General features: G+C 64.1%; 23 protein-coding genes and 1 tRNA gene. 14 read left to right on the top strand and 10 right to left on the bottom strand.

Features of this window, described 5'->3' with window-relative positions; translation table 11 throughout:
* Positions 1–119 precede the first annotated feature (119 nt).
* Positions 120–1,058 carry a 4-hydroxy-tetrahydrodipicolinate synthase gene (gene dapA / locus AB4136_RS22980; protein WP_024926045.1) on the top strand — a complete coding sequence of 313 codons (939 nt, stop codon included), beginning with the start codon at positions 120–122 and terminating at the stop codon, positions 1,056–1,058.
* 22 nt (positions 1,059–1,080) lie between these two features.
* On the opposite strand, the gene AB4136_RS22975 is transcribed toward dapA, so the two are convergent.
* From AB4136_RS22975 to AB4136_RS22940, 8 genes are all read right to left on the bottom strand, one after another.
* Positions 1,081–2,706, bottom strand: coding sequence for an FGGY-family carbohydrate kinase (locus AB4136_RS22975; protein WP_024926044.1), 1,626 nt, complete (start codon positions 2,704–2,706; stop codon positions 1,081–1,083).
* Between the two features lie 180 nt (positions 2,707–2,886).
* Positions 2,887–4,365 (bottom strand): mannitol dehydrogenase family protein, encoded by a 1,479-nt coding sequence (locus AB4136_RS22970; protein ID WP_024926043.1) that lies wholly within the window; start codon positions 4,363–4,365, stop codon positions 2,887–2,889.
* 162 nt (positions 4,366–4,527) lie between these two features.
* Entirely contained in the window at positions 4,528–5,298 is a 771-nt protein-coding gene (locus AB4136_RS22965) for an L-iditol 2-dehydrogenase (protein ID WP_024926042.1), read from the bottom strand.
* A gap of 2 nt (positions 5,299–5,300) precedes the next feature.
* Complete coding sequence (locus tag AB4136_RS22960) at positions 5,301–6,299, bottom strand: ABC transporter ATP-binding protein (RefSeq protein ID WP_024926041.1); 999 nt, start codon at positions 6,297–6,299, stop codon at positions 5,301–5,303.
* Positions 6,300–6,359: 60 nt separating this feature from the next.
* Positions 6,360–7,184: a carbohydrate ABC transporter permease gene (locus AB4136_RS22955; RefSeq protein WP_024926040.1), complete on the bottom strand. Its 825-nt coding sequence runs from the start codon at positions 7,182–7,184 to the stop codon at positions 6,360–6,362.
* A 179-nt stretch (positions 7,185–7,363) separates the two neighbouring features.
* On the bottom strand, positions 7,364–8,236 hold the full coding sequence (locus AB4136_RS22950; protein ID WP_024926039.1) for a carbohydrate ABC transporter permease: 873 nt from the start codon (positions 8,234–8,236) through the stop codon (positions 7,364–7,366).
* 357 nt (positions 8,237–8,593) lie between these two features.
* A complete protein-coding gene (locus tag AB4136_RS22945) occupies positions 8,594–9,904 on the bottom strand; it encodes an ABC transporter substrate-binding protein (RefSeq protein WP_024926038.1) in 1,311 nt (436 codons plus the stop codon).
* A gap of 405 nt (positions 9,905–10,309) precedes the next feature.
* On the bottom strand, positions 10,310–11,272 hold the full coding sequence (locus AB4136_RS22940) for a sugar-binding transcriptional regulator (protein ID WP_024926037.1): 963 nt from the start codon (positions 11,270–11,272) through the stop codon (positions 10,310–10,312).
* A gap of 363 nt (positions 11,273–11,635) precedes the next feature.
* On the opposite strand from AB4136_RS22940, the gene AB4136_RS22935 reads away from it, so the two are divergent.
* The 11 genes from AB4136_RS22935 to AB4136_RS22885 are packed head-to-tail and all read left to right on the top strand — an operon-like array spanning position 11,636 to position 22,068.
* The gene (locus AB4136_RS22935) at positions 11,636–12,337 is read left to right on the top strand and encodes an MtnX-like HAD-IB family phosphatase (RefSeq protein WP_137900260.1); all 702 of its coding nucleotides are present in this window, start codon (positions 11,636–11,638) and stop codon (positions 12,335–12,337) included.
* 18 nt (positions 12,338–12,355) lie between these two features.
* Positions 12,356–13,783 (top strand): aminotransferase class III-fold pyridoxal phosphate-dependent enzyme, encoded by a 1,428-nt coding sequence (locus AB4136_RS22930; protein ID WP_137900261.1) that lies wholly within the window; start codon positions 12,356–12,358, stop codon positions 13,781–13,783.
* Between the two features lie 4 nt (positions 13,784–13,787).
* Positions 13,788–14,720 carry a hypothetical protein gene (locus tag AB4136_RS22925; RefSeq protein WP_051515440.1) on the top strand — a complete coding sequence of 311 codons (933 nt, stop codon included), beginning with the start codon at positions 13,788–13,790 and terminating at the stop codon, positions 14,718–14,720.
* On the top strand, positions 14,714–15,085 hold the full coding sequence (locus tag AB4136_RS22920; protein ID WP_051504845.1) for a hypothetical protein: 372 nt from the start codon (positions 14,714–14,716) through the stop codon (positions 15,083–15,085). Before AB4136_RS22925 ends, AB4136_RS22920 begins: the two co-directional genes overlap by 7 nt.
* A complete protein-coding gene (locus AB4136_RS22915; protein ID WP_024926032.1) occupies positions 15,085–15,960 on the top strand; it encodes an alpha/beta hydrolase in 876 nt (291 codons plus the stop codon). Before AB4136_RS22920 ends, AB4136_RS22915 begins: the two co-directional genes overlap by 1 nt.
* The gene (locus AB4136_RS22910; RefSeq protein WP_024926031.1) at positions 15,935–17,149 is read left to right on the top strand and encodes a GNAT family N-acetyltransferase; all 1,215 of its coding nucleotides are present in this window, start codon (positions 15,935–15,937) and stop codon (positions 17,147–17,149) included. The genes AB4136_RS22915 and AB4136_RS22910 overlap by 26 nt, the downstream gene beginning before the upstream one ends.
* On the top strand, positions 17,146–17,532 hold the full coding sequence (locus tag AB4136_RS22905) for a DMT family transporter (protein WP_024926030.1): 387 nt from the start codon (positions 17,146–17,148) through the stop codon (positions 17,530–17,532). Before AB4136_RS22910 ends, AB4136_RS22905 begins: the two co-directional genes overlap by 4 nt.
* Entirely contained in the window at positions 17,529–18,056 is a 528-nt protein-coding gene (locus AB4136_RS22900; protein WP_024926029.1) for a DUF2147 domain-containing protein, read from the top strand. The genes AB4136_RS22905 and AB4136_RS22900 overlap by 4 nt, the downstream gene beginning before the upstream one ends.
* Before the next feature lie 31 nt (positions 18,057–18,087).
* Positions 18,088–19,851, top strand: coding sequence for a sensor histidine kinase (locus AB4136_RS22895; protein ID WP_024926028.1), 1,764 nt, complete (start codon positions 18,088–18,090; stop codon positions 19,849–19,851).
* Positions 19,826–21,202 (top strand): sigma-54-dependent transcriptional regulator, encoded by a 1,377-nt coding sequence (locus tag AB4136_RS22890; protein ID WP_024926027.1) that lies wholly within the window; start codon positions 19,826–19,828, stop codon positions 21,200–21,202. Before AB4136_RS22895 ends, AB4136_RS22890 begins: the two co-directional genes overlap by 26 nt.
* 8 nt (positions 21,203–21,210) lie before the next feature.
* Positions 21,211–22,068, top strand: a complete 858-nt coding sequence (locus AB4136_RS22885) for a MipA/OmpV family protein (RefSeq protein ID WP_137900263.1) — start codon at positions 21,211–21,213, stop codon at positions 22,066–22,068.
* A gap of 595 nt (positions 22,069–22,663) precedes the next feature.
* Here the strand turns inward: AB4136_RS22885 and AB4136_RS22880 are convergent.
* The gene (locus AB4136_RS22880; protein ID WP_244431216.1) at positions 22,664–24,049 is read right to left on the bottom strand and encodes a helix-turn-helix transcriptional regulator; all 1,386 of its coding nucleotides are present in this window, start codon (positions 24,047–24,049) and stop codon (positions 22,664–22,666) included.
* Between the two features lie 74 nt (positions 24,050–24,123).
* On the opposite strand from AB4136_RS22880, the gene AB4136_RS22875 reads away from it, so the two are divergent.
* Positions 24,124–24,294 (top strand): hypothetical protein, encoded by a 171-nt coding sequence (locus tag AB4136_RS22875; RefSeq protein ID WP_161773078.1) that lies wholly within the window; start codon positions 24,124–24,126, stop codon positions 24,292–24,294.
* Between the two features lie 702 nt (positions 24,295–24,996).
* Here AB4136_RS22875 and AB4136_RS22870 read toward each other — a convergent pair.
* A tRNA-Thr gene (locus tag AB4136_RS22870) sits at positions 24,997–25,071 on the bottom strand.
* Positions 25,072–25,199: 128 nt separating this feature from the next.
* On the opposite strand from AB4136_RS22870, the gene AB4136_RS22865 reads away from it, so the two are divergent.
* A complete protein-coding gene (locus AB4136_RS22865) occupies positions 25,200–25,376 on the top strand; it encodes a hypothetical protein (RefSeq protein WP_162835301.1) in 177 nt (58 codons plus the stop codon).
* The last annotated feature ends 17 nt before the right edge of the window (positions 25,377–25,393 follow it).

The raw sequence follows: 25,393 nt of genomic DNA, 5'->3' as shown, positions 1-25,393 counted from the left end.
CGGCCGGCATCGTTCACATGCCGCCACGTTCCCGGACGCATCCCGCCGGCCGCGCAAGTGCCCCGCGGGCACCCGCCGGCGAAGTCCGGAACGGGCTTTGAGAAAAGAGGTTCACCACCATGGTTGCCGATATCGACAGAACGCGCTTCAAGGGCGCCATCTCGGCCCTGCCGACACCGTTCCGCAAGGGAGCGGTCGACATGGCCGGTCTCGATTTCCTCATTCGCTGGCAGCTCGACCAGGGCATAGACGGCATCGCGGTCTGCGGCACCACCGGCGAGGCGCCGACGCTGACGCCGGACGAGCACCTCGCGGTGACGCGCCGCGCGGTGGAAATTGTTGCCGGCAAAGTACCGGTCATCGCCGGTACCGGCTCGAACAGCACGCTGGAAACGATCCTGTCGACGCTCGCCGCCGCCGAATGCGGCGCGGATGCGGCGCTCATCGTCACGCCCTATTACAACAGACCGAGCCAGGAGGGTCTCTACCGCCACTTCGCCACCATCGCGCAGGCGACGACCATCCCGATCATTCTCTACAATGTGCCATGCCGCACCGGTGTCGACCTGTTGCCCGACACAGTGCGCAGGCTTGCCGCCTTCCCGGCCATCATCGGCATCAAGGACGCCACCGGCGACCTTAGCCGCGTCGAACGCACGACGAAGCTGGCCGGCCAGGATTTCCTGCAGTTTTCGGGGCATGACGCCACGGCGCTCGCCTTCAACAGCGCGGGCGGCGTGGGCACGATCTCGGTCGTGGCCAATATGGCGCCACGGCTGTGCGCCGACATGCATCGCGCCTGCCGCCAGGGCGACCAGCTTTCGGCGCGCACGATCCAGCGCCGGCTGGAACCGCTGGTCGCAGCGCTGGAGTGCGAGACCAACCCGGTTCCGGTGAAATACGCCATGCACCGCCTGCTGGGCCTGAGCCCCGAGGTGCGGCTGCCGCTGACGCCGGCCCTGCCGGAAACGGAAGCCGCCATCGAGGAGGCGATCACCGGGCTGTTCCCGTTCGATTTCGACCAGCCGCAGCCCCGGAGCCTTGCCGCCCGCCGCTAGGGTCGGAGCCCGGCGTCGGGCGCTAGATCAGCGCATCCAGCGCCCGACGCTGGCGGTGCATTTCCAGGAAGACGCGATAGTCGCGGTCGAAGCGGTCGCGGGCTGCCGGGTTCGGCAGTCGCTGCCGGCCGGGCTGATGCATGGCGGCGCAGGCCTCGGTCAGCGTCGGGTGCAGTCCGGCCGCCGCGGCCGCGACCATCGCGGTGCCGAGCAGCGTCGGGTCGCCCGCCGGCGGCTCGACCACCGCGCAGCCGATGGCGTCGGCATAAAGCTCCATCAGGAGCGGGTTGCGGGTGTGGCCGCCGGTGACATGCAGCGTGTCGATGACATAGCCATTGGCATTCAGCGTCTCCAGCACATGGCGGATGCCGAGCGCGATGGCGACGGAACTCCGCCAATAAAGCTGGCACAGGCTGTCGAAGGAGGTGTCCAGCGTCAGCCCGCTGATGACACCCAGCGCATGCGGGTCGGCCAATGGTGAACGATTGCCGTGGAAATCCGGCAGAACGTGCAGCCGGCCGGCCAGATCGAGGCCGTGTTCGGCTCTCAGCTCCATCACCCGCTCGACGATGCGCCGGTGCGTTGCCGCGTCCGGCTCGCCGCCGCGCCAGCGGATCAGATGGTCGAGCAGCGCACCAGTGGCGGATTGTCCGCCCTCGCTCAGCCAGAGCGCGGGGAGCGCGACGGCGAGATACGGGCCCCAGACGCCGGCGAAACCGCGCGGCTCGGCCGACATCGCCATGACGCAGCTCGACGTGCCGGCGACCAGCGCCAGATGCCGGTCGAGATCGGACAGGCCGCCGATGACGCCGAGCGTGCCGGCGAAGGCGTCGATCAGCCCGGCGCCGACGCGGCAGCTTGTGGAAAGGCCGAGCGCTTCAGCCGCCTGAGGCGTCAGCGGGCCGAGATCGGCGCCGACCGGGCTCGCCCGCTCCGGCAGCGCGCCGTGTTCGAAAATATCGCCCAGCCCGACGGCCTCGAAGAAATCCGGGCGCCAGCCGGACGGCTCATGCGCCAGATAGGTCCATTTCGCGGTGAGCGTGCATTGCGAGCGGGCGAGCGAGCCGCAGGCCCGGTGGGTCAGGAAATCGGCGAGGTCGAAGATCTGGCCGATGCGGGCCCACGCCGCCGGCAGATGCCGTTTCACCCACATCAGCTTCGGCGTCGTCATCTCGGGCGACATCACGCCGCCGACATGGTCGAGCACCCGATGGCGCGTAGCCGTGCATTCGTCGGCCTCGGCCAGCGCGCGGTGGTCCATCCACACGATCGTGTCCCAGCGGTCGCCGCCTTTGGGCGCGGCGCCAACCTGGTCTTCGCCTTTGGGCGCAGCGCCAACCTGGTCTTCGCCCTTGAGCGAGACGCCGACCTGTTCGCCGTTGCGGCCACGGAACACGGTGGAACAGGTGGCGTCGAAGGAGATGCCGACGACATCTTCTGCCGCCACATTGGCGAGCGAGCGCGCGGCGCGCATGGCCTCGCAGGCGGCTGCCCAGATGTTTTCCGAATCCTGCTCGTAATGGCCGGCGGTCGCCTGGTTCATGGCGATCGGCCGCTCGGCGCGGCCGAGCAGCGTGCCATGACGATCGAAAATACCGGCGCGGGCGCTGCCGGTGCCGACATCGATGGCTGCGAGACAGGCCGGCATCAGCGGGGCTGCGTCCGACTGGCTGTCAGGGGCGAGGCATCGAGACGGATAGCTCCCGCTCCCCAGGCCCGTTCCGGCTGTGGCAAGAGGGGCAAGGAAGGAGCAGCGGCATGGAGCATGGGCGCACTCTATATGCGCGTTTTGCCCCGCGCTACCGTCCGCGTTATGCGGGCCGCCGGCTCAGAGCGAGCCGGCCAGGTACCATGTCAGCGTTTCGCGGGCGCCCACGCCCCAGACCGTGTTCAGCGCATGGGAGAAGGCGCCGGCGAAGGCCGGCGCCTTGCCGACGTCGCCATAGATATCCTCCATGGCGAGCCAGGCCAGCGGGTCGGTTTTCGCGGCCCGGGCCGTGGCCTGCATGCGGTCCCAGTTCGGGTCGTTGGCTTCGATCACCGCGCCGCTGTCCGTGGTGCCGAAACAGTAGCGGCACCAGAACGCGGATTCGAGCGCCAGACCGGTCACACCGGCGCCTGCCTTCAGCCGGTCGGCGATGGTCGGGATGATGAATTTCGGCTGCCGGTTCGAGCCGTCAAGGCAGAGCCGGCGCACCGTGTCGCCGATCTTGGGGTTGGAGAAACGGCGCTCGATCAGCCGGTAATAATCCTCAAGATCGGTGTTCGGCACCGGCGGCACGGTCGGGATGATCTCCTCGTGCTCAAGCTTGGCCAGGAAGCCGCGCACCAGCGGTTCCTGCATCGCCTCATGCACGAAATGGATGTCCATCAGCCCGGCCGGATAAGCGATGGTGGCATGGCCGCCATTGAGGATGCGGATCTTCATCAGCTCATAGGGCGAGACGTCGGGCACGAACTGCACGCCGACCTTTTCCAGCGCCGGGCGACCGGTCGGGAACTTGTCCTCCAGCACCCATTGCCGGAACGGTTCGCAGAACACCGGCCAAGCGTCTTCCACGCCGAAGTCCTTGGCCAGGATGCCGCGTTCGCGGTCGCCGGTGGCGGGCGTGATGCGGTCGACCATGCCGTTCGGGAAGGCGACATTGCCGGCTACCCAGATCGCGAGATCGCGGTCGAACAGCCGGGCAAGGCCGATGACGCCGTCGGAGGTGACGCGGCCGTTGTGGGGGATGTTGTCGCAGGACATCACCGTGAAGGGCGCCACGCGCGCCCCGCGCCGGCGCGCCAGTCCGGCCAGGATGAGGCCGAACACGGTTTTTGGATGCTCCGGATCGTTGGCGTCGGCGACGATGTCGGGATGCTCGGGATTGAAATAGCCCGAGGCCGGGTCGATGAAATAGCCGCCTTCGGTGATGGTCAAGGAGACGATGCGGATCGCCGGATCGGCCAGCCTGTCGATGATCGCCGCCGTATCGCCAGGCACCAGATAGTCGATCATCGCGCCGGTGACGCGGGCCGCCATATGGCCCTCGTCCTGCTCGACCACGGTGGTCAGCCAGTCCTGTTCGGCGAGCCTGGCGCGGCCGGCCTTCTCGCCCTCGAACACCCCTGCACCGACCAGCGCCCAGTCGCGACCCTCGCCGGCATTGAACAGATCGTCGAGATAGACGGCCTGATGCGCGCGGTGGAAATTGCCGACGCCGAAATGCACGATGCCGGCCTTCAGCGCCGCGCGACCGTAGGCTGGCACCGCAACGCCCTTCGGCAGCTTGCTGAGATTGGCGAGCGAGAGTTTTGTCGTCATGTCAAAACGCCTTTCGTAGAGGCCGTTTCCTTCTCCCGTTCACGGGGAGAAGGTGGCCCGAAGGGTCGGATGAGGGGCGGCGCCAGCTTTTGCCGGGACGGTGCTGCCCCTCACCTGCCTGCCGGCATCCTCTTCCCGTGAACGGGGAGAGGAGCGCTATCCTCAACTCATCCACTGGCCGCCATCGACATTGTAGGTCTGGGCGACGATGTATTCGGCCTCGGCACTGGCCAGGAACACCGCCATGCCGGTGAGGTCCTCGGCGCGGCCCATGCGGCCGAAAGGAACACTCTCGCCGACCAGCTTCTTCTTCTCGCCCTTCGGCCGGTTCTCGTATCGGGCGAACAGCGAATCGACATGATCCCAGTGCTCGCCATCGACGACGCCGGGCGCGATCGCATTGACGTTGATGCCGTGCCTGATCAGGTCGAGCCCGGCCGACTGGGTGAGCGAAATGACCGCCGCCTTGGTGGCACAGTAGACCGCGACCAGCGCCTCGCCACGCCTTCCCGCCTGGCTCGCCATGTTGATGATCCTGCCGCCCTTGCCCCGCGCGATCATCGAGCGGGCGGCCGCCTGCAGCATGAACAGCGTGCCGGCGACATTGACCGCGAACAGCCTGTCGTAGCTGGCGCGGCTGATCTCGACGATCGGCCCCATGTCGAACAAAGCGGCGTTGTTGATCAGGATGTCGAGCCCGCCCGCCTTCTTCTCGACCGCGGCAATCGCCGCATCGATCGAGGCCTGATCGGTGACGTCGAGCCGCACCGCATAGGCGGCCGGTCCGATTTCGGCTGCCGTCTTCTCGGCGGCTTGGAGGTTGATGTCGGCGATCGCCACAATCGCGCCTTCGCCGACATAGGCCTCGGCGAAGGCACGGCCGATGCCGCGCGCCGAACCGGTGATCAGTGCCGATTTGCCTTGAAGCCGCATGGTCACATCGCCGTCCCGGCGGCGTCGAAACGATGCAGCTTGGCCTGGTCCGGCGTCAGGTAGACGATGTCGCCGTGGCGCACGCCGATCTCGCCGTCGGCCCGCACATTGATGGTGCCGACCTCGTCGGTGTGCACATGCAGGAAGGTGTCGGCGCCGAGATGTTCGGCGACACCGACCTTGCCCTTCCATTCGCCGGCACTCGAGGCGATCTTGAGATGTTCAGGCCGGATGCCGATGGTGGCGGCGCCATGCCTGGCGGCGGACGGCCCGTCGATGAGGTTCATCTTGGGCGAACCGATGAAGCCGGCCACGAACAGGTTCTTCGGGCTGCGGTAAAGGTCCAGCGGCGAACCGACCTGTTCGATGTTGCCGGCGTTCAGCACCACGATCTTGTCGGCCATGGTCATGGCCTCCACCTGGTCGTGGGTGACGTAGATCATCGTCGTCTTCAGCTGGTTATGCAGCTCGGAAATCTCCAGCCGCATGGTGCCGCGAAGTGCTGCATCGAGGTTGGACAGCGGCTCGTCGAACAGGAACGCCGAAGGCTGGCGCACGATGGCGCGGCCGATGGCGACGCGCTGGCGCTGGCCGCCGGAGAGCTGGCCGGGGCGACGTTCGAGATAGTTGGTGAGGTTGAGCACGCGGGCGGCGTCCGCCACCTTCTTGTCGATCGTCGCCTTGTCCTCGCCCGCCATCTTGAGCGGAAAGGCGATGTTCTTTCCCACCGTCATGTGCGGGTAAAGCGCATAGGACTGGAACACCATGGCCAGCTTGCGCTTGCCCGGCGCCTCGTCGGTGACGTCGCGGCCGTCGATCGAGATGGTGCCGCCGCTGGTGTCTTCCAGCCCGGCGATCAGCCGAAGCAGCGTGGACTTGCCGCAGCCGGACGGTCCGACGAAAACGACGAACTCGCCGTCCTCGATGTCCAGGTCGATATTGGGAATGATCGTCGTCGCCCCGAAGGACTTGGAGACGTTTCTGAGAGCGATCTTACCCATTTTGTCCTCCCTTATGCTCTTTCGTGCCGGGCTGCCCGACCGTGCGATATGTGGCCGTCATCATTTCACCGCGCCGAAGGTCAGGCCGCGCACCAGCTGTTTCTGGCTGAACCAGCCCATGATCAGGATCGGCGCGATCGCCAGCGTCGAGGCCGCCGACAGTTTTGCCCAGAACAGGCCTTGCGGGCTGGAGAAGGACGAGATGAAGGCGGTGAGCGGGGCGGCGTTGGTGGTGGTGAGCCGGATGGTCCAGAACGCCTCGTTCCACGCCAGGATGATGTTCAAGAGCATGGTGGAGGCGATGCCCGGCACCGCCATCGGGGTCAGCACATAGAGGATCTCGCCCCACAGCGTGGCGCCGTCCATGCGGGCGGCTTCCAGGATCTCGCCCGGAATTTCGCGAAAATAAGTGTAGAGCATCCAGATGACGATCGGCAGGTTGATCAGCATCAGCATGACGGTGAGGCCGATGCGCGAGTCGAGCAGGCCGAGATTGCGGAAGATGAGGTAGATCGGGAACAGCACCGCCACCGCCGGCATCATCTTGGTGGACAGCATCCACATCAAGACGTCCTTGGTGCGCTTGGTCGGCGAAAAGGCCATCGACCAGGCGGCCGGAATGGCGACCAGCAGCGCCAGCACGGTGGAGCCCAGCGACAGGATCACCGAATTCATGAACGGCTTGAAGTAGTTGTACTGCGACTGGACTTCCGAATAGCTCTCCAGCGTGCCCGACGGGATCAGGCTGAAGCCCTGGATCGCCTCCTGTTCCGACTTGAAGGAGGTGATGATGGTGTAGAGGATCGGGAAGAAGATCACGAGCGCGACGGCCCATGCAACTATGGTCGCGATGGTCTTCTGCCGGTTGGTGACGGCACGTGCCATGTCAGATCTCCAATCCTGAAACGATTGCGCTGCCCCTCATCTGCCTGCCGGCTTCTTCTCCCCGTAAGGGACGGGGAGAAGAGAGATTTGCCGCAACGCTGGCGACCCCCTCTCCCCGTTTTTCACGGGGAGAGGGTAAGGGTGAGGGGCAGTCGAGCCGCGAAACGAAACCGAACATTTCACTTGTCCAGGTTCTTGCCGACGGCGCGCATGGCGAAGAAGGCAACGATGTTGGCAAGGATGACGGCGATGATGCCGCCGGCGGACGCCTGGCCGATTTTGTATTCGAGCAGGGCCTTCTGGTAGACGAGGAAGGGCAGATTGGTCGACGCATAGCCCGGCCCGCCATTGGTTGTGACGAGGATCTCGGCATAGACCGAGAGCAGGAAGATGGTCTGGATCAGCACCACCACCGTCATGGCGCGCGAAAGATGCGGCAGCGTCAGATACCAGAACCGAGAGAGAACTCCGGCGCCGTCCATTTCGGCCGCCTCCTTCTGCTCGCCGTCCAGCGACTGCAGCGAGGTGAGCAGGATCAGCGTGGCGAAAGGCAGCCACTGCCAGGCGACAATCAGGATGATCGAGAACAGCGGGTATTGCGCGAACCAGTCGATCGGCTGCGCGCCGAAGAAGCGGGCGATGTCGGCGAACACGCCATAGCCCGGATGCATGATCATGTTCTTCCACACCAGTGCTGCCACCGGCGGCATGACGAAGAACGGCGAGATCACCAGGATGCGGACAAAACCCTGGCCCCACATCGGCTGGTCGAGCAGCAGCGCAAGCAGGATGCCGCCGATGATGGTGATGGCAAGCACGGCGATCACGAGGATCAGCGTGTTGAGGATCGCGGTGAAGAAGGCCGGGTTGTTGAAGAACAACGCGTAATTCGACAGCCCGATGAAGCCGTCACGGATAGGGTTCAGCGGATTGTACTGCTGGAAGGAAAACCACAGCGTGATCGCCAGCGGTACAGCCATCCAGATCAGCAACAGCAGCACCGAGGGCGCGGCCATGAAGCGTGCAAGCGTACGGGTCTGTTTGGTTGCCATGGCCTCCTCCAACCGGTTCCCAAAAGCCGCGATCGATCATCGTTGCGGCGGCAAGCAGCCTTTTCGACACCGCATCACCAGCCGCCGCGCGATCGCTTTTCCCCGCGACGGGAAGGGGCGGCGTGATGTCGATCCCTTCTTCGCGGAGAGAAGTGTCGAGCGCAGCGAGGCGATGAGAGATATCCCGACGTGCCCCCACGTCGTCCCAGCCCGCAGCGGAAACCCTCGCTGCCGCTCGATTCCGTTTTGGCCCTACCCTCACGCAAGAGGGTGAGCCCTGTAAGCGGCCGTCCGGACCGGGAAGACCCGGACGGCCAAGGCATCGGGAGGATGCCCCGGGGCACCTGAAGGATGCCCTTACTGGATGTAGCCGCCTTCGGTCATCGCCGCCTTGGCGGCATCTTGCGCCTGCTTCAAGGCATCGTCCACGGACATCTGGCCGGCAAGTGCCGCCGAGAAGAGCTGGCCGACAGTGGTGCCGAGCCCCTGGAATTCGGGGATCGCCACGAACTGCACGCCGACATAAGGCACCGGCTTGACCGTGGGCTTGGTCGGATCGGCGGAATTGATCGAGTCCAGCGTCATCTTGGCGAAGGGCGCGGCCTTCTCATATTCGGCATTGGCGTAGAGCGAGCTGCGTGTGCCGGGAGGCACGTTGGCCCAGCCTTCCTTCTTGGCGACGAGGTCGAGATAACCCTTGCCGGTCGCCCAGGCGACGAACTTCTCGGCCGCGGCCGCCTTCTGCGTGCCGGCCGGAATGCCCAGCGACCACGCCCACAGCCAGTTGCCGCGCTTGCCGAGCCCGTTATCGGGAGCCAGCGCATAACCGACCTTGTCGGCGACCTTCGAGTTCTTGGGGTCCGACACGAAGGAAGCCGCCACCGTGGCGTCGATCCACATGCCGCACTTGCCCTGCTGGAACAGCGCCAGGTTCTCGTTGAAGCCGTTGGACGAGGCGCCGTCCGGCCCGTCGGCCTTCATCAGGTCGACATAGAACTGCAGCGTCTGCTTCCATTCGGGCTGGTCGAATTGCGGGTTCCACTTCTCGTCGAACCAGCGCGCGCCGAAGGAGTTGGACATGGCAGTCAGGAATGCCATGTTCTCGCCCCAGCCGGCCTTGCCGCGCAGGCACACGCCGTTCACGCCGGTCGCCTTGTCGGTCATCTTGTCAGCAGCTTCCCGGATGAATTTCCAGGTCGGCGCGTCGGGCATCTTCAAGCCCGCCTTCTCCATCAGGTCCTTGCGGTACATGACGAAGGAGCTCTCCCCGTAGAAGGGAGCCGCAAAAAGCTTGCCGTCGACGGAGAGACCGCCGGCGATCGCCGGGATGATGTCCTTCTGGTCGTAATCGGCGCCGAGCTTGTCGAGCGGCAGAAGCCAGTTCTGCTTCGCCCAGATCGGCACTTCATAGGTGCCGATCGTCATCACGTCATACTGGCCGCCTTTGGTGGCGATGTCGGTGGTGACGCGCTCGCGCAGCACGTTCTCCTCCAGGGTCACCCAGTTCAGCTTGATGTCCGGGTTCTTGGCGGTGAAGTCGTCCGTCAGCTTCTGCATGCGGATCATGTCGCCATTGTTAACGGTCGCAATGGTGATGGTTTCGGCATGCGCGGCGAACGCAAACGCGCTCGCCGAACACAGCCCCACGATGAGGGTGCGCAGTTTCATTGGTTTCCTCCCAAGGCCAAAGTGAGCATTTGCTTTAGCTATGGGCAATTATTCATCTTCCAGGATTTATGTCAAGCGCGAATGCGGGCGCCGGGGCTGCAGCCGCTCCAGCGCATGCGGCAAGTCGGTGTCGGGCGGTGCAACACCCGGCGCATCCAGAGGGCAGCTAGAGGGAAATGGCGGAACAGACGCGAAAATCGCCGTCGAATGAACGGAACCGGGTCATTTTCGGCGCCAAACGACCCGGCGTGAATAAATTCCGGGCCGGCTTGGCGGCGCTCGGACGCCAAGCCGTTGTTATTCTTGTCCGAAATTATTTGCCCGGGAGCGCGGCACGCCGCTTCTCTCCACTTTGGGCGGTCTGGCACGGGCGCAACGCCCGCCCACCGGCATTCCGGCGCGGCGCTAGCCGCCGGCGGTCAGCAGGCCTTCCGCCGTGCGTTCGTCGGTGATCAGGCCGTTGACCAGCCGTCGCGTCACGGCGGCCAGGATGCCGGGCAGCTTGCGCTCGCCCATGGCCAGCGCCACCACCAGCGACCGCTCGCGCGACGGCAGCGGGGCGGAAGCCACGCGGTCATTGGTGATGCCGTCGATCAGCCGGCCGTCGCGGTCGAAGGCCCAGCCGACGATCTCGCCGACGGCGCCCGCCCGCTGCAGTGCCTTGAGTTCGGTCTCGGTGATGAAGCCGTCCTCCAGCAGCGGCGCCTTCGGGCCAAGGTCGCCAACGCCGACAAAGGTGACGTCGGCCTGCGCCGCAAGCGCCAGCGTTGGCTGGATAAGCGGTTGACTGTGCAGCATTTTTCGCTCGTCCGGTGACGAGGCGATGGCCGGCAGCGGCATCGGGAAGGAGCGCGCCTTGATGGTGTCGGCCATGGTGAAGATGACGTTGTAGAAGGCGGCCGAACCGTCCGGCGAGATGTTGCCGGTCAAAGAGACCACCTTGTGCTGCGGGCACTCCATCGGCGGCAGTTGCTCGATCGCCGCCTTCAGCGTGCGGCCGGTGCCGATCGCCATGATCACCGGCTCCGGCTTGCGCAGCCATTTTTCGATTTCCACAGCCGCGGCCTGGGCGACACCGATGGTCGAGGAGGTAGAATCGGGATCGCTCGGCGTGACCTCGACCAGATCCAGCGCAAAGCGTTGCTGCAGCCTGGCGGCGAGGTCGAGGCAATTGGCGATGGGGTGATCCACCCTGACCTTGATCAGCCCCTCCGACATCGCCAGCGACACCAGCCGCTGCGCCGTCTGGCGCGAAATGCCGAGCTTGGTCGCGATCTGGTCCTGCGTGTTGCCGGCCACATAATACAGCCAACCGGCGCGCGCGGCGTCGTCAAGCCTGGGATTGCTGGTTTCCGAGCGGGCGCTCATGGCTGGCACTTCATTTCAAATGTATCGGCGCCAGTGTCGCAGGCTTTTCGAAAATGCGCAATCGCTCACCAAACATACAATTGTTCGAGCATGTTTTCGAACGGACCGCCTGCCCACGGTTCGTTTCGAGTATGACGGCGCGGCCCGGGACCCTATCGGTTTCCGCGAAACGCCCTTAGGGGCGATCCGCATAATACCCCCTGCAAATACCCTGTGGAAACGCCGCCCGACAAGGCCCACCATCCTCTTTCGCCAAGGGTTCCTCCAATTTTTGGAGGAAATTCCCGACCCTCACGCGGGCACATCCACTGATTCCACTAGCGTTTTTGAGATTGGCACGCACCTTGCTTGCTGCGTTGCAGCATGGCCAGTATCGATCTTCTTCCCCTCCCCGGCATTGAGTGCTTCATCGATTTCGACGGCACCATCTCGCTGGAAGACACAACCGACCTTCTGCTTGCGCAATTCGCCGAACCGGCGTGGCGCACGGTCGAGGCCGCCTGGGAGCGCGGCACCATCGGCTCGCGCGAATGCATGTCCAGGCAGGTCGACCTCCTGCGCGTCGAGCCGGTGATGCTCGACCTGTTCGCCAACTGTCTCCAGATCGACCCCGGCTTCGTGCCGTTCGTGGAAGCGCTGCAGGAAAGCGGCATCAAGGTCACCATCGTTTCCGACGGGCTCGACCGTGTCATCGCCCACGCCTTGAAGGGCTACGGGCTTGAACTGCCGGTCCTGGCCAATGGCCTTGCCGCCACCGGCGGCGACCGCTGGCGGCTGGACTGCCCGCATGCTTCCGACAATTGCCGCGCCAACTCCGCGCATTGCAAATGCGCCACCTTCGACCGGGCGCCCGACAGCGCCTTGCGCGTGCTGATCGGCGACGGCCGTTCCGATTTCTGCGCCGCCTCCATCTCCGACATGGTGTTCGCGAAGGGCAAGCTCGCCGACCATTGCCGTACCAACGGCATCACCCATCGCGCATTCGGCACGTTTGCCGACCTGCCGGTGCTCTTCTCCGACTGGCTGGCCAACGTCCAGACCGTCCAGTCGGCCCAACTTCTGTGACCTGACAAGGATCTGTTCATGCCTACCAATGCCGCATTCCGGCTCGCTGCCGGGAACGATTCCGAACCTGCCCTCGACGAGGCCGAGCTGCTGGCCCTCGAGGCCACCTATTGCTCGCATGGCGACACCGTGCACTACACCGACTTTCCGAAGATCTTCGACCGTTGCGAAGGCTCCTACATGTTCGATGCGGCCGGCACGCCGTTCCTCGATCTGCAGATGTGGTATTCGGCTGTCAATTTCGGCTACGCCAACCAGCGTCTCAACAATGCGCTGAAGCGCCAGATCGATCGGCTGCCGCAGGTGGCCAGCCAATATCTGCACCGCGAGAAAATCGAGCTGGCCGCGCTGATCGCGCGCGACGCCGAGCAGAAATTCGGCCTCAAGGGCCGCGTCCACTTCAATGTCGGCGGCGCGCAGGCGATCGAGGACTCGCTGAAGCTGGTGCGCAACGCCTCAAAGGGCAAGAGCCTGATGTTCGCCTTCGAAGGCGGCTACCACGGCCGCACGCTGGGCGCTTCGGCCATCACCTCGTCCTACCGCTATCGGCGCCGCTACGGCCATTTCGGCGAGCGCGCGCAGTTCGTGCCGTTCCCCTACCACTTCCGCGCGCCGAAGGGCATGAACAAGGAAGAATACGGGCTGCATTGCGTGCGCCAGTTCGAGCGCCTGTTCGAAAGCGAATATCAGGGCGTCTGGGACCCGAAGGCCGGCGAGGCCGAATATGCGGCCTTCTATATCGAGCCGCTGCAGGGCACCGGCGGCTACATCGTTCCGCCGCAGAACTTCTTCATCGAACTGAAGAAGGTGCTCGACCGCCACAACATCCTGATGGTGGTGGACGAGATCCAGATGGGTTTCTACCGTACCGGCAAGCTGTGGTCGATCGAGCATTTCGGCGTCAATCCGGACGTCGTCGTCTTCGGCAAGGCGCTGACCAACGGCCTCAACCCGCTGTCGGGCGTCTGGGCGCGCGAGGAGCTGATCAACCCGACCGCCTTCCCGCCGGGCTCGACCCACTCGACCTTCAACGCCAACCCGCTCGGCACCGCTGTCGCGCTGGAAGCCATGAAGATGATGGCCGAGGACGACTACGAGACGACGGTGCCGGAAAAGGGCGCCTATTTCCTGCGCGGTCTGGAGGAGCTGAAGCGTCGCCACAAGATCGTCGGCGAAGTGGATGGCCTTGGGCTGGCGCTGCGCATCGAAATCTGCGAGCCGCATGACAGCTACACGCCGTCGAAGGCGCTGGTCGACCGCATGGTGGACGAGGCGCTGAAGGGTGACCTGACGCATGACGGCCAGCGCTATGGCCTCGTGCTCGACATTGGCGGCTACTACAAGAACGTCATCACGCTGGCGCCGTCGCTGACCATCAGCCACGCCGAAATCGATCTGGCGCTGGCGCTGCTCGACCAGCTGTTCACCCGCGTAACCAAGGGGTGATTGAGTGCGTGTGCGCATCGTCGATCTCGACGGCGCCGTGACGGACCAGGGTTTCCATCGAGCCCCCTCCCGATCGGAACCAGCCGACATCGTGCCAGCCGGGGACCTCGCGCCCCGGCTGCGCATCGTTGCGGCCAGGGACGCGTTGCGCGAGCTCGGCAACCGGATCGGCCCGCGCCCGGCCGACGAGCCGGAACTGATCTTCTACGGGTCGGGCGACTTCCATCATGTCGCCGACCTGTTTCTCGCTCGCGTCGAGAAGCCGGTCACGGTGATCCAGTTCGACAACCATCCCGACTGGGTGACCTTTCCGGCGACCTCCAACTGCGGCGGCTGGGTCAACCGGGCGCTGGAGCGCCGCAATGTTCGCCGTGTCATCACCATCGGACCGACCAGCACCGACCTCGTGCTGCCGCAGATGAAGTCCGCCAATCTCGATGCGATCCGCGACGGCCGGCTGGAAATGTATGCCTGGCGGGTGCCGTCGACCAGGCTTCTGGGCGCGGCGGTCGATTCCCCCGGCTCCACCACTAGCGGCGACGGCTTCGCCAAGCAGCTTGTCTGGCGCAATCTGGCCGACGAGGACTGGGAAGCCTTCGTCGAAGACCTGATCGCCCGGCTCGGACCCGAGGCGATCTGGATCACCTTCGACAAGGACGTGCTGGCCACCGACGAAGCCGTGACCAATTGGGACCAGGGCGCGATGCGGCTCGATCAGGTCCTCTACGCGATCGAGCGCCTGGCCGAAAAGCGGCGCGTTCTCGGCGTCGATGTCTGCGGCGATTATTCGCCGCCGCTCTTCCGCGACCCGTTCCGTTATACGCTGGCCAAGCTCGACCATCCGCGCCAGCCGAAATTCGACGCGGCGATGGCCGCCGTCAACGATGCCGCCAACGCGCGCATCGTGAACAGCCTTGAACAGGTGCTGGCATGCTGAGCACCGAGCTGATCGTCCTCTTCGTGCTGTCGATCGTCTGCGACGTGGCGGGCCAGATCGCCTTCAAGTTCGGCGCCGACACCCTGCCCGAATTCTCCGCCCAGAGCTGGCGGCCCTTTGCCCGCGCGCTGTTCAGCGACCGCTGGGTCGGCCTCGGGCTCATCATCTATGTCGCCGAGTTCATCATCTGGGTGCGCATCCTCGCGCTCGCGCCGCTCGGCATCGCCTTTCCCCTCGCCAGTCTCAACATCCTCGCCATCACGCTCGCCGGGCGGCTGTGGCTGGGTGAAGAGACCGGTCCCTCTCAATGGTTCGGCGCGCTGCTCATCACGGCAGGCGTCATTCTAGTCGCAGGTACGATCTGATGGTTGAAACCACCACAAAACTGAGAACCAAGGACCGCAGCATCTTCCTGCCGCGCGGGGACGTCGGCGTGCTTCTGCTGCACGGGCTGGGCGGCACGCCAATAGAAATGAACAATGTGGCGCGCAACTTCGCCGAGCGCGGCTCGACGGTGCTGTGCCCGACCCTTGCCGGCCATTGCGGCACGGAGGCGGACCTGACCGCGACGAGCTGGAAGGATTGGTATGCCAGCGCCGAGGACGCACTCACGACCCTGGAGCAGCGCTGCCGTGTCGTGCTGGTGGGTGGCCTGTCGATGGGCGCCGTGCTGGCCGCCATGCTCGCCGCGCGCCAGCCGCAGCGCGTGCAGGGGCTGGTGATGTTCGCACCGACACTCTGGTACGATGGCTGGTCGATCCCCTGGTATCGCTTCTTGCTCAAACTGTTCATCAACACGCCGAGCGGCCGCAAATATCGTTTCGTCGAACAGGAGCCCTACGGCCTGAAGGACGAGCGGCTGCGCATGGTGCTGGCGCAGTCGATGTTCTCCGGCGACTCGACTTCGGCGGGCCTGGCGGCGACGCCGGCGCTGGCGCTGCGCGAACTGTGGCGACTGGTCGACGCGTTGAAGCCGGAACTGCCGGACCTGCGCCAGCCGACCTTCGTGGTGCATGCCCGCGAGGACGACATAGCCAGCCTGTCGAACATGGAGTATTTCCAGCGCCATCTCGGCGGCACGGTCGAATCGCTCGTACTCGACGACAGCTACCACCTGGTCACGCTCGACCGCCAAAGGCGGTTGGTCATCGCCAAGGCAGCCGCCTTCGTCGACAGCGTGGCGCAACTGCATCAACGGTCTGGATCGCATGAACATGAGCGCCTTCAGGTCGTCGCCTGACGCTGGCGCGGCGAGCGGCACGATCCGGGCGGGCCTGTCTTCGCTCGATCCGGCCTCTTGGCCCGAGCTCAGCCGCGCCAATGCCGAAGGCGTCCACTATCACGCGGCATTCGAGACCGCCGCGGCGGTCGACGGCACGGCCCCGCAGGCCGTCGTCGTGGAGCGCGACGACCGCGAACTGCTTGCCGCTGCGCCGCTGTTTTCGCTGTCCTATCGCCTCGACACGCCGTTCCAGGGCAAGCTCGGCGCCTGGGCCGGACGGCTGGCCGACCAGTTCCCCGGCATCTTCGCGCTTGGCCTGCTCGGTGTCGGCTCGCCGATGGTCGACCATTGCCATCTCCTGCTGGCCGACAGGCTGTCGGCGGACAAGCGCGTCGAAGCCCTCGCCACACTGATCGAGACGGTGGAGGCAGAGGCGCGCAAGCGCAAGGCTGCGCTGATCGCCTTCAAGGACGTCGCGCCGCCTGAAGAAGCGCTGATCGGCGGCCTGCTTGCCGGCAAGGGTTTCGCGCGGCTGACCAGCCTGCCCGTCGCGGTTGCCGAGGTGTGTGAGAACGAAGACGCCTATCTGGCGCGGCTTTCCGCAGCGACCCGCAAGGACGTGAAGCGCAAACTGAAGACGCGCGATGCGGTGCGCGTTGAGCGGCGCACGGACATTACCGGCCTGGAAAGCGAAATCGCGGCCCTCTACCGTTCCACCCAGGAAAACAGCCAGCTGCGCTATGGCGATTTCGAGGAATTGCCTAGCCGCTATTTCGAGGAGGTGTCGCGCCGCCTGGGCAAGGACGCCGTTTTCCAGCTCTATTGGATCGGCGACAGGCTCGCCGCCTTCAACCTGCTTCTCGTCGGTGTCGACCGGGTCGTCGACAAGTTCCTGGGCATGGCCTATCCGCTGGCGCGCGATCACAATCTTTATGTCGTGAGCTGGATGGAGAACCTCAGCTTCTGCCGCGAGATCGGGCGACCACTGCTGCAGACCGGCCAGACCGCCTATGCCTCCAAGATCAGGATGGGCAGCCGGCTGGAACCATCGGCGATCTATGTGAAGCACACCAACGGCCTGCTCAATCGCGGCCTTGCCGCAATCGCCCCCTGGCTCGCCTTCGACCGCTGGGACCCGGACCTGCGCGAGGCAAATGCGAAAGCGCGCGACCGCGCCAAGGGGCCGGCCAAGGAAGACGGACAATGAGCGTGACGACGGCCAACCAATCCAGTCTGCGCGGCATCATCGCCGCCTTCATTGTCGTCGACACCGCGACGCAAATCGCCTTCAAATGGGCGAGCGAGCGCATCGGTGCCGGCACGCTCGACATAGCCTGGGTCGTTTCGGCGCTGGAGACGCCGGCGCTCTGGCTGGCCGTCTTCTTCTATGGCCTTACTTTCGTGTTCTGGATGCTGATATTGGCGCGTATGGATCTCGGGCGCGCGTTTCCGCTTTCGGCTTTGACCTATGTCACCGTTCCGGCGGCGGGCATGCTCCTGTTTGGCGAGCATCTCTCCTGGCCGCAGGCGGCAGGCATTGCGCTGATCATTTCCGGGGTCGTGCTGATTGGCAGAGGAAAACCGTCGTGACGGCACCAGATCGCAAGCTCTCGTATCGCCGCGCGTCGGCTCTCCAGGCCCTTGGCTGGGCGGCCGGGCTGTTCCTTCTGGCGACAAGCGCCGATGCCGCGCCGGCCGATGCCATCGCCACCACATGGCTTACCCATGACGGCCAGGGTGTCGTGGAATTCGCACCCTGCGGCAACAGATTGTGCGGTCATATCGTGTGGCTGAAGACGCCGATCGACGACAACGGCGCGCCTTTGACCGACCGCAACAATCCCAATCCGAAACTGCGCCAGCGGCCGATCTGCGGGCTCAGCGTGATAACCGGCCTGGCGCAGGACGGCTCCGGCGGCTGGGATGACGGGCAAATCTATGATCCCAAGGAAGGCAGCGCCTACGATGTCGCGCTTTCGCTGACAGGGCCGGACAAGCTCATCGTTACCGGCTATCTCGGCGTCAAGGCGCTCGGCCAGCAGTTCACATGGCGGCGGCATCAGCTACCCGCCGACCAGCGTTGCGACACCGTGACCAAGGCCCAGCAGCCATGACGACGATGCCGCGACCACGGAGAAGCGCACAGTGCTGAGCAAGCTCACCCTGCGCTGGCGCCTTGTGGTCGCCTTCCTGGCGGTGTCGGTGCCGCCGGTGCTGATCGCGTCCTATGTCGCCGCCGCGCTGATCTCGGCCACGTTCAAGCACAATGTCGAGCGCCTGCTTGGCCGCGCCGCAGACTTCCTGGTCAGCGAAACGATGTCGAGCGAAGACGAGGCGGACCGCGCCGCCGCCATCATCGCCGCATCGCTGCCCGCCCATGGCAGCGCGCTCGCCGGCGAGGTGAACGAGAACTCCACGCCGCTGCGCATCTATTCCGACCTGCTCTCCTCGGTCGGCTACGATCTCGTGCTGATCTATGACGACAAGGGCAACACGCTCTATCGCTTCGGCACCGCGATGCTCGACATTGCGCTGCCGCGCACCTCGGTGCGCTCGATCTTCACAGCACAAAAGGAAGGGCGCCCGGCCCTGCTGGTCGGTGCCGCGCGCATGCTCGAGCGCGACGGGCAGGTGCTGCATGTTCTGGTCGCCAATCTGCTCGACGACTCCTTCTTCTCTGTGCCGCGCGCCAAGACGGCAATCGTCATCCATGCCTACCGGCTGCAGGGGAACTCCATGCTGCCGCTGGTCCGCCAGGGGCTCGGCCAGCCGCTGACGGTGTCGGACGAAGTGCTGGCGCCACTGAACCGGGGCGACAACTACACCGTGGTGCCGGATACGACCGGCGGCGGGCTGGCGACCGGCTACGGGCCGATCCGGGACGATGGCGGCCGGCTGGTCGGCCTGGTCACCTTCGGCCTCACCGCCAAACGACCGGTCTTCGAACAGCTGATCGACTGGCGGCTGTTCACCATCCTGGCGTTGATCGCGTCCAGCCTGTCGATTACCGTCGGCGTTGTGCTTGCACGCCGGCTTACGATCCCGCTGCAGACGCTGAAGCGCGGCCTGCGCGAGGTCGCTTCGGGCAATTATCGCCTGCAGCTGCCGGAAAACGGCGGTCCGGAAATCGAGGAAGTGACGAGCGGCTTCAACGTCATGACGCGCCAGTTGGAGCGGCTGCGGCAGATGGAAGGCGAGATGCGGCGGCGCGAGCAGCTGGCGGCGCTCGGTGAAGCGGCCGCGGTGATCGCCCATGAAATCAGGAACCCGCTCGGCATCATCAAGACGTCGAGCCAGCTGGTGGCCCAGCGCACCTATCTGGCTCCGCCGGACGAGCGGCTGCTCGGCTTCGTGCTCGACGAGGTCGGCCGTATCGATCGCCTCGTCACCGAAGTGCTCGACTATGTGCGGCCGAACCGCCCGACCATGCGGCTTGCGCTCCTGGACGGGATCGTGCGCAAGGCGATCGATTTCATGATGCCGGAACTGGAAAAGCGCAACATCACCGCCAATGTCGAACTCGCCGACCACATTGCGGTGGATGCCGATGCCGACCAGATCCACCAAGTGATCATCAACCTGGTCCTCAACGCCATGGAGGCCATGCCCGAGGGCGGCGCGCTGACCGTCAAGGTCGAGGCTGACCAGGAAACGACCGAAGCCGTGCTGACCGTTGCCGACACCGGTATCGGCATGGAACCGGATGTGGTGCATCGCATGTTCGATCCGTTCTTCACCACCAAGACGAAAGGCACGGGCCTCGGCCTCGCCAAGGTGCTCTCCGTGATCGAACATCACGGTGGCGCCATCACCTGCACCAGTGCATTGGAGAACGGCACCAGCATCGTGATACGCTTGCCGCTGAAGCAGAAGAAGATCGCCTATGCCGAGCTCGATACTGGTCGTTGACGATGAGCCCCGCCTGGCGGAAACACTGGCGCTGGCGCTCGAAGGCGGCGGCCTTTCCAGCGATTTCGTGACCGATGCCACCAGCGCGCTGCAGCGACTGGAACAGGGCGAATTCGGCCTCGTCATTACCGACCTCAGAATGCCGGGTCGCGGCGGCCGCGACCTGTTGCAGGAATTGCGGCGCAGGCGCCCCGACATGCCGGTGGTGGTGATGACGGCCTATGCCTCGCTGCGCGATGCCGTCGCCTTGGTCAAGGAAGGCGCCTTCGACTATATTTCCAAACCGTTCGAGATCGACGACGTCATCGCCACCGCCAGGCGCGCGCTGCAACTCACCCAGATCGTCAACGAGAACCGGCGCCTGCGCGCCGAACTGGAAGAGAAATACTCCTTCGGCAACCTGATCGGCTCCAGCCCGGCCTTCGGCGAGGTGCTGCGGCAGATCACCGAAGTGTGCGCCAGCCGCGCCACAGTGCTCATCCAGGGCGAAAGCGGCACCGGCAAGGAACTGGTCGCCCGCGCCATCCATTTCAACAGCCCGCGCAGCGACGGCCCGTTCATTGCCATGAACTGCTCGGCCATCCCTGAAAACCTGCTCGAGAGCGAACTGTTCGGGCATGCCAAGGGCGCCTTCACCGGTGCGGTGGCCGCCCGCGACGGTCGCTTCGTCACCGCCAATGGCGGCACGCTGTTCCTGGACGAAATCGGCGACCTGCCACTTTCGCTGCAACCCAAGCTTTTGAGGGTGCTGCAGGACCAGGTGTTCGAGCCGGTCGGTTCCGACCGCAGCGTCAAGGTCGACGTGCGCATCATCACCGCCACCCACCGCGACCTGGAAGCTGCCATGCAGGCCAACGATTTCCGCGAGGATCTCTATTACCGGCTGGCGGTCTATCCCATCCGCGTGCCGTCGCTGCGCGAGCGCGCCGGCGACATCCTGCCGATCGCGACGCATTTCCTGGCGCATTTCTCCGCCGAGATGAACAAGAAGATCACCGGCTTCGCGCCGGAGGCAGAGGCCGCGCTTGCCACCTACCAATGGCCCGGCAACATCAGGGAACTGCAGAACGCGGTGGAACGAGCAACGATCGTGGCCGCCCGCAACGTCGTTGGCCCGCAAGACCTGCCGGGCTATGTGACGCGCACCAGGCGCCAGCCGGCCGCCAGCGCCGCGCTGCCCGCCGATCTCGACGGCGAACTGGAACGCATCGAGCGCGACTTCATCCTGGCCGCGCTGCAGGAAACCGACGGCATCCAAGTGAAGGCAGCGGAAAGGTTGGGCATCGCCGAACGGAGCCTTTGGCATCGGATCAAAAAACTTGGTATCAAGATCGCCAAGACTGCGAAGTGAGGTTCGTTTTGCGTTGCTTTTCCCGACGAGACCGCAAGGGGCGTGGTCCGCTTGCCCTTGATTTGCTGGCAGGCGGCGTTGCCGTCTCGCTTGTCGTACTGGCGCTTCCAGCCCGCGCGGCCGACAGCGTGGCCGAAAAACCGCTCGCTTCCAACGATCCTTGGATCATCAGCATCGGCGGCATGGCGACGGTCAGCCCGAGATGGGACGGCTCCTCGCGCTACGGGCTGGGCGGCATGCCGTCGATCTCGTTCCGCCGCGCTTCCGAGCGCGAGAGCTTCTCGGCGCCGGACGACAATTTCGACATCACCTTCTTCACCGGCAAACGTTTTGCAATTGGTCCCGTCGCCAGCCTGCGTTCCGGCCGTTCGAGCGAGGGCGGCCGGTTGAACGGGCTCGACACCTATCCCTGGACCGTGGAAGTCGGCGCCTTCGCCGAATTCTGGCCGGTCGAGGACCAGTTGCGCCTGCGCGGCGAACTGCGCCACGGGCTGCGCAACAATGACGGCTTCAGCGCCGACCTGATGGCCGACTATGTGCAAAACTACGGTGCGCTGACGCTCTCCGGCGGCCCGCGGCTGGTGCTGGCCGACGACAAGGTGATGGGTATCAAATACGGCGTCTCGCCGGAGGCGGCCATCCGCAACGGCACGGTTGCGGCCTATGACCCGAAGGGCGGCATCGCCAGCGTCGGCCTGTCGGTGGCGCAGAGCTATGTCTGGTCGAAGGAATGGACGACGACGCTCTACGAACGGTTCGACTATCTGGTCGGCGATGCCGCCAACAGCCCGATCGTGAAAGACCTAGGCTCGCGCAACCAGTTCACCTTCGGCATCGGCGCGACGTATTCGTTCACGGTGGACTAGAGCGCGCCGCGATCCAGGCGAGACGAGGCTATTGATCGCGGCTTTCAGCGCTTCCAGCGTTCGGGTCGCTCAACCTCCAGGTGCCGATCCAACTTTTGAAGGCTGAAACCGAAGCCCCTCAACATCGACTTGCCTGCTGTATCCTAGCCGTCTCCAGCCAACGACAAAAGAGATTCTCGCCAGCTGGCCGTGCCCGCGAGCGACGATGACTTTCGAGCTATCCCTTAAATGAACCCATTTGGCATCCTCCGTTCGGGTGACATAATCCGTAATCAACGTCCCAAGCATGGGAGCACTCGTCGGGTGATGGGGCTCGATCGTCGGCGATATCGACGCGAATCTGGTGGGATTTCGGCGCGCGTTGGGGGGCCTCTTCAGCCACCAATGAAACCCGTTGCGGCTCCGCGCGGGCACCATGCCACAATGATCAGGACGGACTGTGTTCACCGGCACAACCCAGGCCAAGGCCGGAAAGTGCCTGAGACAGCACGTGAACGATCTGAGCGCGGCGTGTGCGGCCTTTCGAACCGCAATAAGCGAAACGCAATCCAATCAGCCTTCAGCTTGCAATTGCTGCTTGCTGGAGGTTCTGTGCTTACTTCTTTTCTTTTCTCGAACCGGGCTCATCATTGAGGCCGGACATGTGATCAAGACCGGCTTTCAAGGCGAGAACCGTCCTCACACCGGTCAGAAGCCTCACCAAATCCACCTGCCGATGCGTACCCGTCTTCTCGAAGATCGAACGGACCTGCGAACGCACGGTGCCATTTGCGACCCCCCGTAGGTCCGCGATTTCATTGATCGTCTTGCCAAGGGTTAAATCGCGCGCGATTGCGGCCTCTGCTGCCGTCAGATCGAACAGGCCCTCCATGATCCTGGGGTCGACACCAACGTCCTCGGCAGCCGACGTTATGACCAGCAGCATGTCAGCCACATTGAAGATATCTCGACTGGCTCCGACAATCGGAAGCACATGCACCACCATCGTTGGATGTTCGTCGATGGCCGCAATCGGGAAGGTGCCACCCCGGTCACTCGGTCCCTCCAGGATTTTGCGCCAACAGGCATCCGCCGCCACTTGCGAGAAGGTCAGCCTGGAATGGCGGTCTTGCACCACCCGCGGCAATAATTTCTCGAAGCCTCTGTTTGCCATTGCCAACCTGCCGCGACGGACAGCCGCGGTCGGCAACCCTATGACATCAAAGGCCTCGACGGCGGCGCGGACCTGCTCAAAACGGAGACGAGCCGTAAGAAGCGCAGCACGCGCTATGTGCGGGCGAAGCGCAGTCAAGCGCATCGCCACTTCCTTTCTTAGCGGACCGGAATCGAAGCTCCGGTGCACCGAAATCTTGAGAGTATCCCCGGTCGGCGAAATGATATTGGTGCCGGTGTGCCAGTAGACGCCGTGTGGTTTCATGAAATTCAGATAATAGGGGTGCCGCGCCATTTCTTCAGCCGGCATCACCTCGGTATCCAGCACGAAACGAGGCTCATCGAAGCGAGCGCGACGTTCCGCCGACTCGATATATGGATTGCGCGCCACCCAATTGTCGCGGATGTAGATCTGCATCTTTTCGACACAGCGCTCATTGGAAGACCAACCATTGAGCCCCTTGCTGTCTACCGCAAACAGCGCGGCATCGGTGCACTCGCCTGCCTGGGCGAGAAGGTCCAGGACACCTTTGCCACCCCAAAGGCTCGGTATCGCGGCCGCCTCGTAAATCCGTCCGATCAGTTCATGATCCGACGCATCAAGATTGCCAGACTGCATATGCCTTGCCCCCAACTCCCGCGATCTCGAATATATATCCCGGCTGGACTGGGCGCATCGCAAATTTGCAAACGGCACGGCGAACCGACGGCACTGGCGAGATACGAATGGAAATTTACGCGGCAGAAACAAGATGTTGCGCGTGCGCTTCCGTTCTAAAAACATTACCCTCTCGACCAGAGCATCTTCCATTTCGTAGCGGCGGCCCAAGCAGGACGATCCCCCAAACGGGGGATGACTTGCGGCTTGTGCGTTTGTATGTGGACGACTTTGCGCAGAGGGGCATGCAAGCAATGGAAGAAATAAAGAAGGACGAGGATGAAGAGAGCCGCGACGTTGAAGTCAACAACGTGGAGTGGTTCGATCCGTGGTCGAAACGCCTTGCATTCGAGAAGGCACGCCCGCTGCCCGGCATTCCAGAACTCAATGACGACCTGGCTGACACCGTTCACTGACGGTTCGCAAATGAGCCTTGTCGCTCCGATTGTCGCTTTGGTTGTTCTGGTGGCTCTCTATCGATTCCTCGCATAGAGGCCTTTTCAATGCTCGACCGGTGCGCGGGCGCGATCGCCAGGTTGCCGCCCTATGAGGTACGAGGATTTGTGACGATGATTGAATTGCTGATGCAGCTACTGCCGCTGGGGGCGGTCTTTGCTGTCGTCGCCCTGTATCGGTGACACGGCTCTCGATCAATTCGCAACGCCCCTGAAATAGCAGGGCGGTCACCCCAATTTGGCCGGACATTCGAAAAAACCATGCGGTGCGGCGGCTACACGATTGGGCACTCAATTTTCGACGATCATCCCTTTGATTGAATTGCGGGTGTCTGGCGTGAGATTATCGGCCTCACGGAACCGCCTCTTAGTCTCGTTGGGGACCCTCGTTTCCAAACTGACCTTGACGAACTCGTTCACTGTCACAGACTTGAGGGGCGATTCACGGGTATCAGCCTCCGTTCGGGCAGAGCTTCGCCTTTCAGATCTGTGGAAACTCGTTGTCGGAGATACGCACCAACGCAACCAAATCTGCATGGGCGCCCGTCGTCGAGAGCAACCAAGGTCCGGGCATTCTCAAGCTCAGCTGTACCACCCCGTGCACCGGAAGGGCGGCAAAAGACCAAGAAAGTCAGATAGCTGTTGTCTATCAAGGAGATGGAATGGTGCTGCCAGAGAGGATTGAACTCTCGACCTCTCCCTTACCAAGGGAGTGCTCTACCACTGAGCTACGGCAGCGCCTTGAATGCGGCGCCTTCTGCCACAATGAATCGCCAAGCGCAAGTTGTGTATGACAGCTATTTCCAAGAGACGCTCCGACATGGCCGCGCCACAATGTCGGTTATCCATTCCGGGGACTGGAGACGATGACGGACACGACCAAGCCAAAGCAGCAGCCGAGCGACCGCAAGACCAGGCTGGCGGATGCATTGCGCGCAAATTTGCAGAAGCGCAAGGCACAGACACGCTCACGCCGCACCGGCGAGGCCGATGCGCGGCCGGAGGGCTTGTCCGCGTCGAAGACGCAGAAGGACCGGGAGTAGGCAAGCGGGGGGAGCGG

Source organism: Mesorhizobium sp. 2RAF21, assembly GCF_052115345.1.
GTDB classification, from domain to species: domain Bacteria; phylum Pseudomonadota; class Alphaproteobacteria; order Rhizobiales; family Rhizobiaceae; genus Mesorhizobium; species Mesorhizobium terrae.
The sequence above is the reverse complement of the archived record's forward strand: the minus strand, read 5'-3'. Positions and strand labels throughout refer to the sequence as shown.

Excerpts from the sequence above, each read along its gene's own strand:
- dapA (WP_024926045.1), top strand. The coding sequence starts at position 120 with ATGGTTGCCGATATCGACAGAACGCGCTTCAAGGGCGCCATCTCGGCC.
- AB4136_RS22975 (WP_024926044.1), bottom strand. The coding sequence starts at position 2,706 with ATGCCGGCCTGTCTCGCAGCCATCGATGTCGGCACCGGCAGCGCCCGC.
- AB4136_RS22970 (WP_024926043.1), bottom strand. The coding sequence starts at position 4,365 with ATGACGACAAAACTCTCGCTCGCCAATCTCAGCAAGCTGCCGAAGGGC.
- AB4136_RS22965 (WP_024926042.1), bottom strand. The coding sequence starts at position 5,298 with ATGCGGCTTCAAGGCAAATCGGCACTGATCACCGGTTCGGCGCGCGGC.
- AB4136_RS22960 (WP_024926041.1), bottom strand. The coding sequence starts at position 6,299 with ATGGGTAAGATCGCTCTCAGAAACGTCTCCAAGTCCTTCGGGGCGACG.
- AB4136_RS22955 (WP_024926040.1), bottom strand. The coding sequence starts at position 7,184 with ATGGCACGTGCCGTCACCAACCGGCAGAAGACCATCGCGACCATAGTT.
- AB4136_RS22950 (WP_024926039.1), bottom strand. The coding sequence starts at position 8,236 with ATGGCAACCAAACAGACCCGTACGCTTGCACGCTTCATGGCCGCGCCC.
- AB4136_RS22945 (WP_024926038.1), bottom strand. The coding sequence starts at position 9,904 with ATGAAACTGCGCACCCTCATCGTGGGGCTGTGTTCGGCGAGCGCGTTT.
- AB4136_RS22940 (WP_024926037.1), bottom strand. The coding sequence starts at position 11,272 with ATGAGCGCCCGCTCGGAAACCAGCAATCCCAGGCTTGACGACGCCGCG.
- AB4136_RS22935 (WP_137900260.1), top strand. The coding sequence starts at position 11,636 with ATGGCCAGTATCGATCTTCTTCCCCTCCCCGGCATTGAGTGCTTCATC.
- AB4136_RS22930 (WP_137900261.1), top strand. The coding sequence starts at position 12,356 with ATGCCTACCAATGCCGCATTCCGGCTCGCTGCCGGGAACGATTCCGAA.
- AB4136_RS22920 (WP_051504845.1), top strand. The coding sequence starts at position 14,714 with ATGCTGAGCACCGAGCTGATCGTCCTCTTCGTGCTGTCGATCGTCTGC.
- AB4136_RS22915 (WP_024926032.1), top strand. The coding sequence starts at position 15,085 with ATGGTTGAAACCACCACAAAACTGAGAACCAAGGACCGCAGCATCTTC.
- AB4136_RS22910 (WP_024926031.1), top strand. The coding sequence starts at position 15,935 with ATGAGCGCCTTCAGGTCGTCGCCTGACGCTGGCGCGGCGAGCGGCACG.
- AB4136_RS22905 (WP_024926030.1), top strand. The coding sequence starts at position 17,146 with ATGAGCGTGACGACGGCCAACCAATCCAGTCTGCGCGGCATCATCGCC.
- AB4136_RS22890 (WP_024926027.1), top strand. The coding sequence starts at position 19,826 with ATGCCGAGCTCGATACTGGTCGTTGACGATGAGCCCCGCCTGGCGGAA.
- AB4136_RS22875 (WP_161773078.1), top strand. The coding sequence starts at position 24,124 with ATGCAAGCAATGGAAGAAATAAAGAAGGACGAGGATGAAGAGAGCCGC.
- AB4136_RS22865 (WP_162835301.1), top strand. The coding sequence starts at position 25,200 with ATGACGGACACGACCAAGCCAAAGCAGCAGCCGAGCGACCGCAAGACC.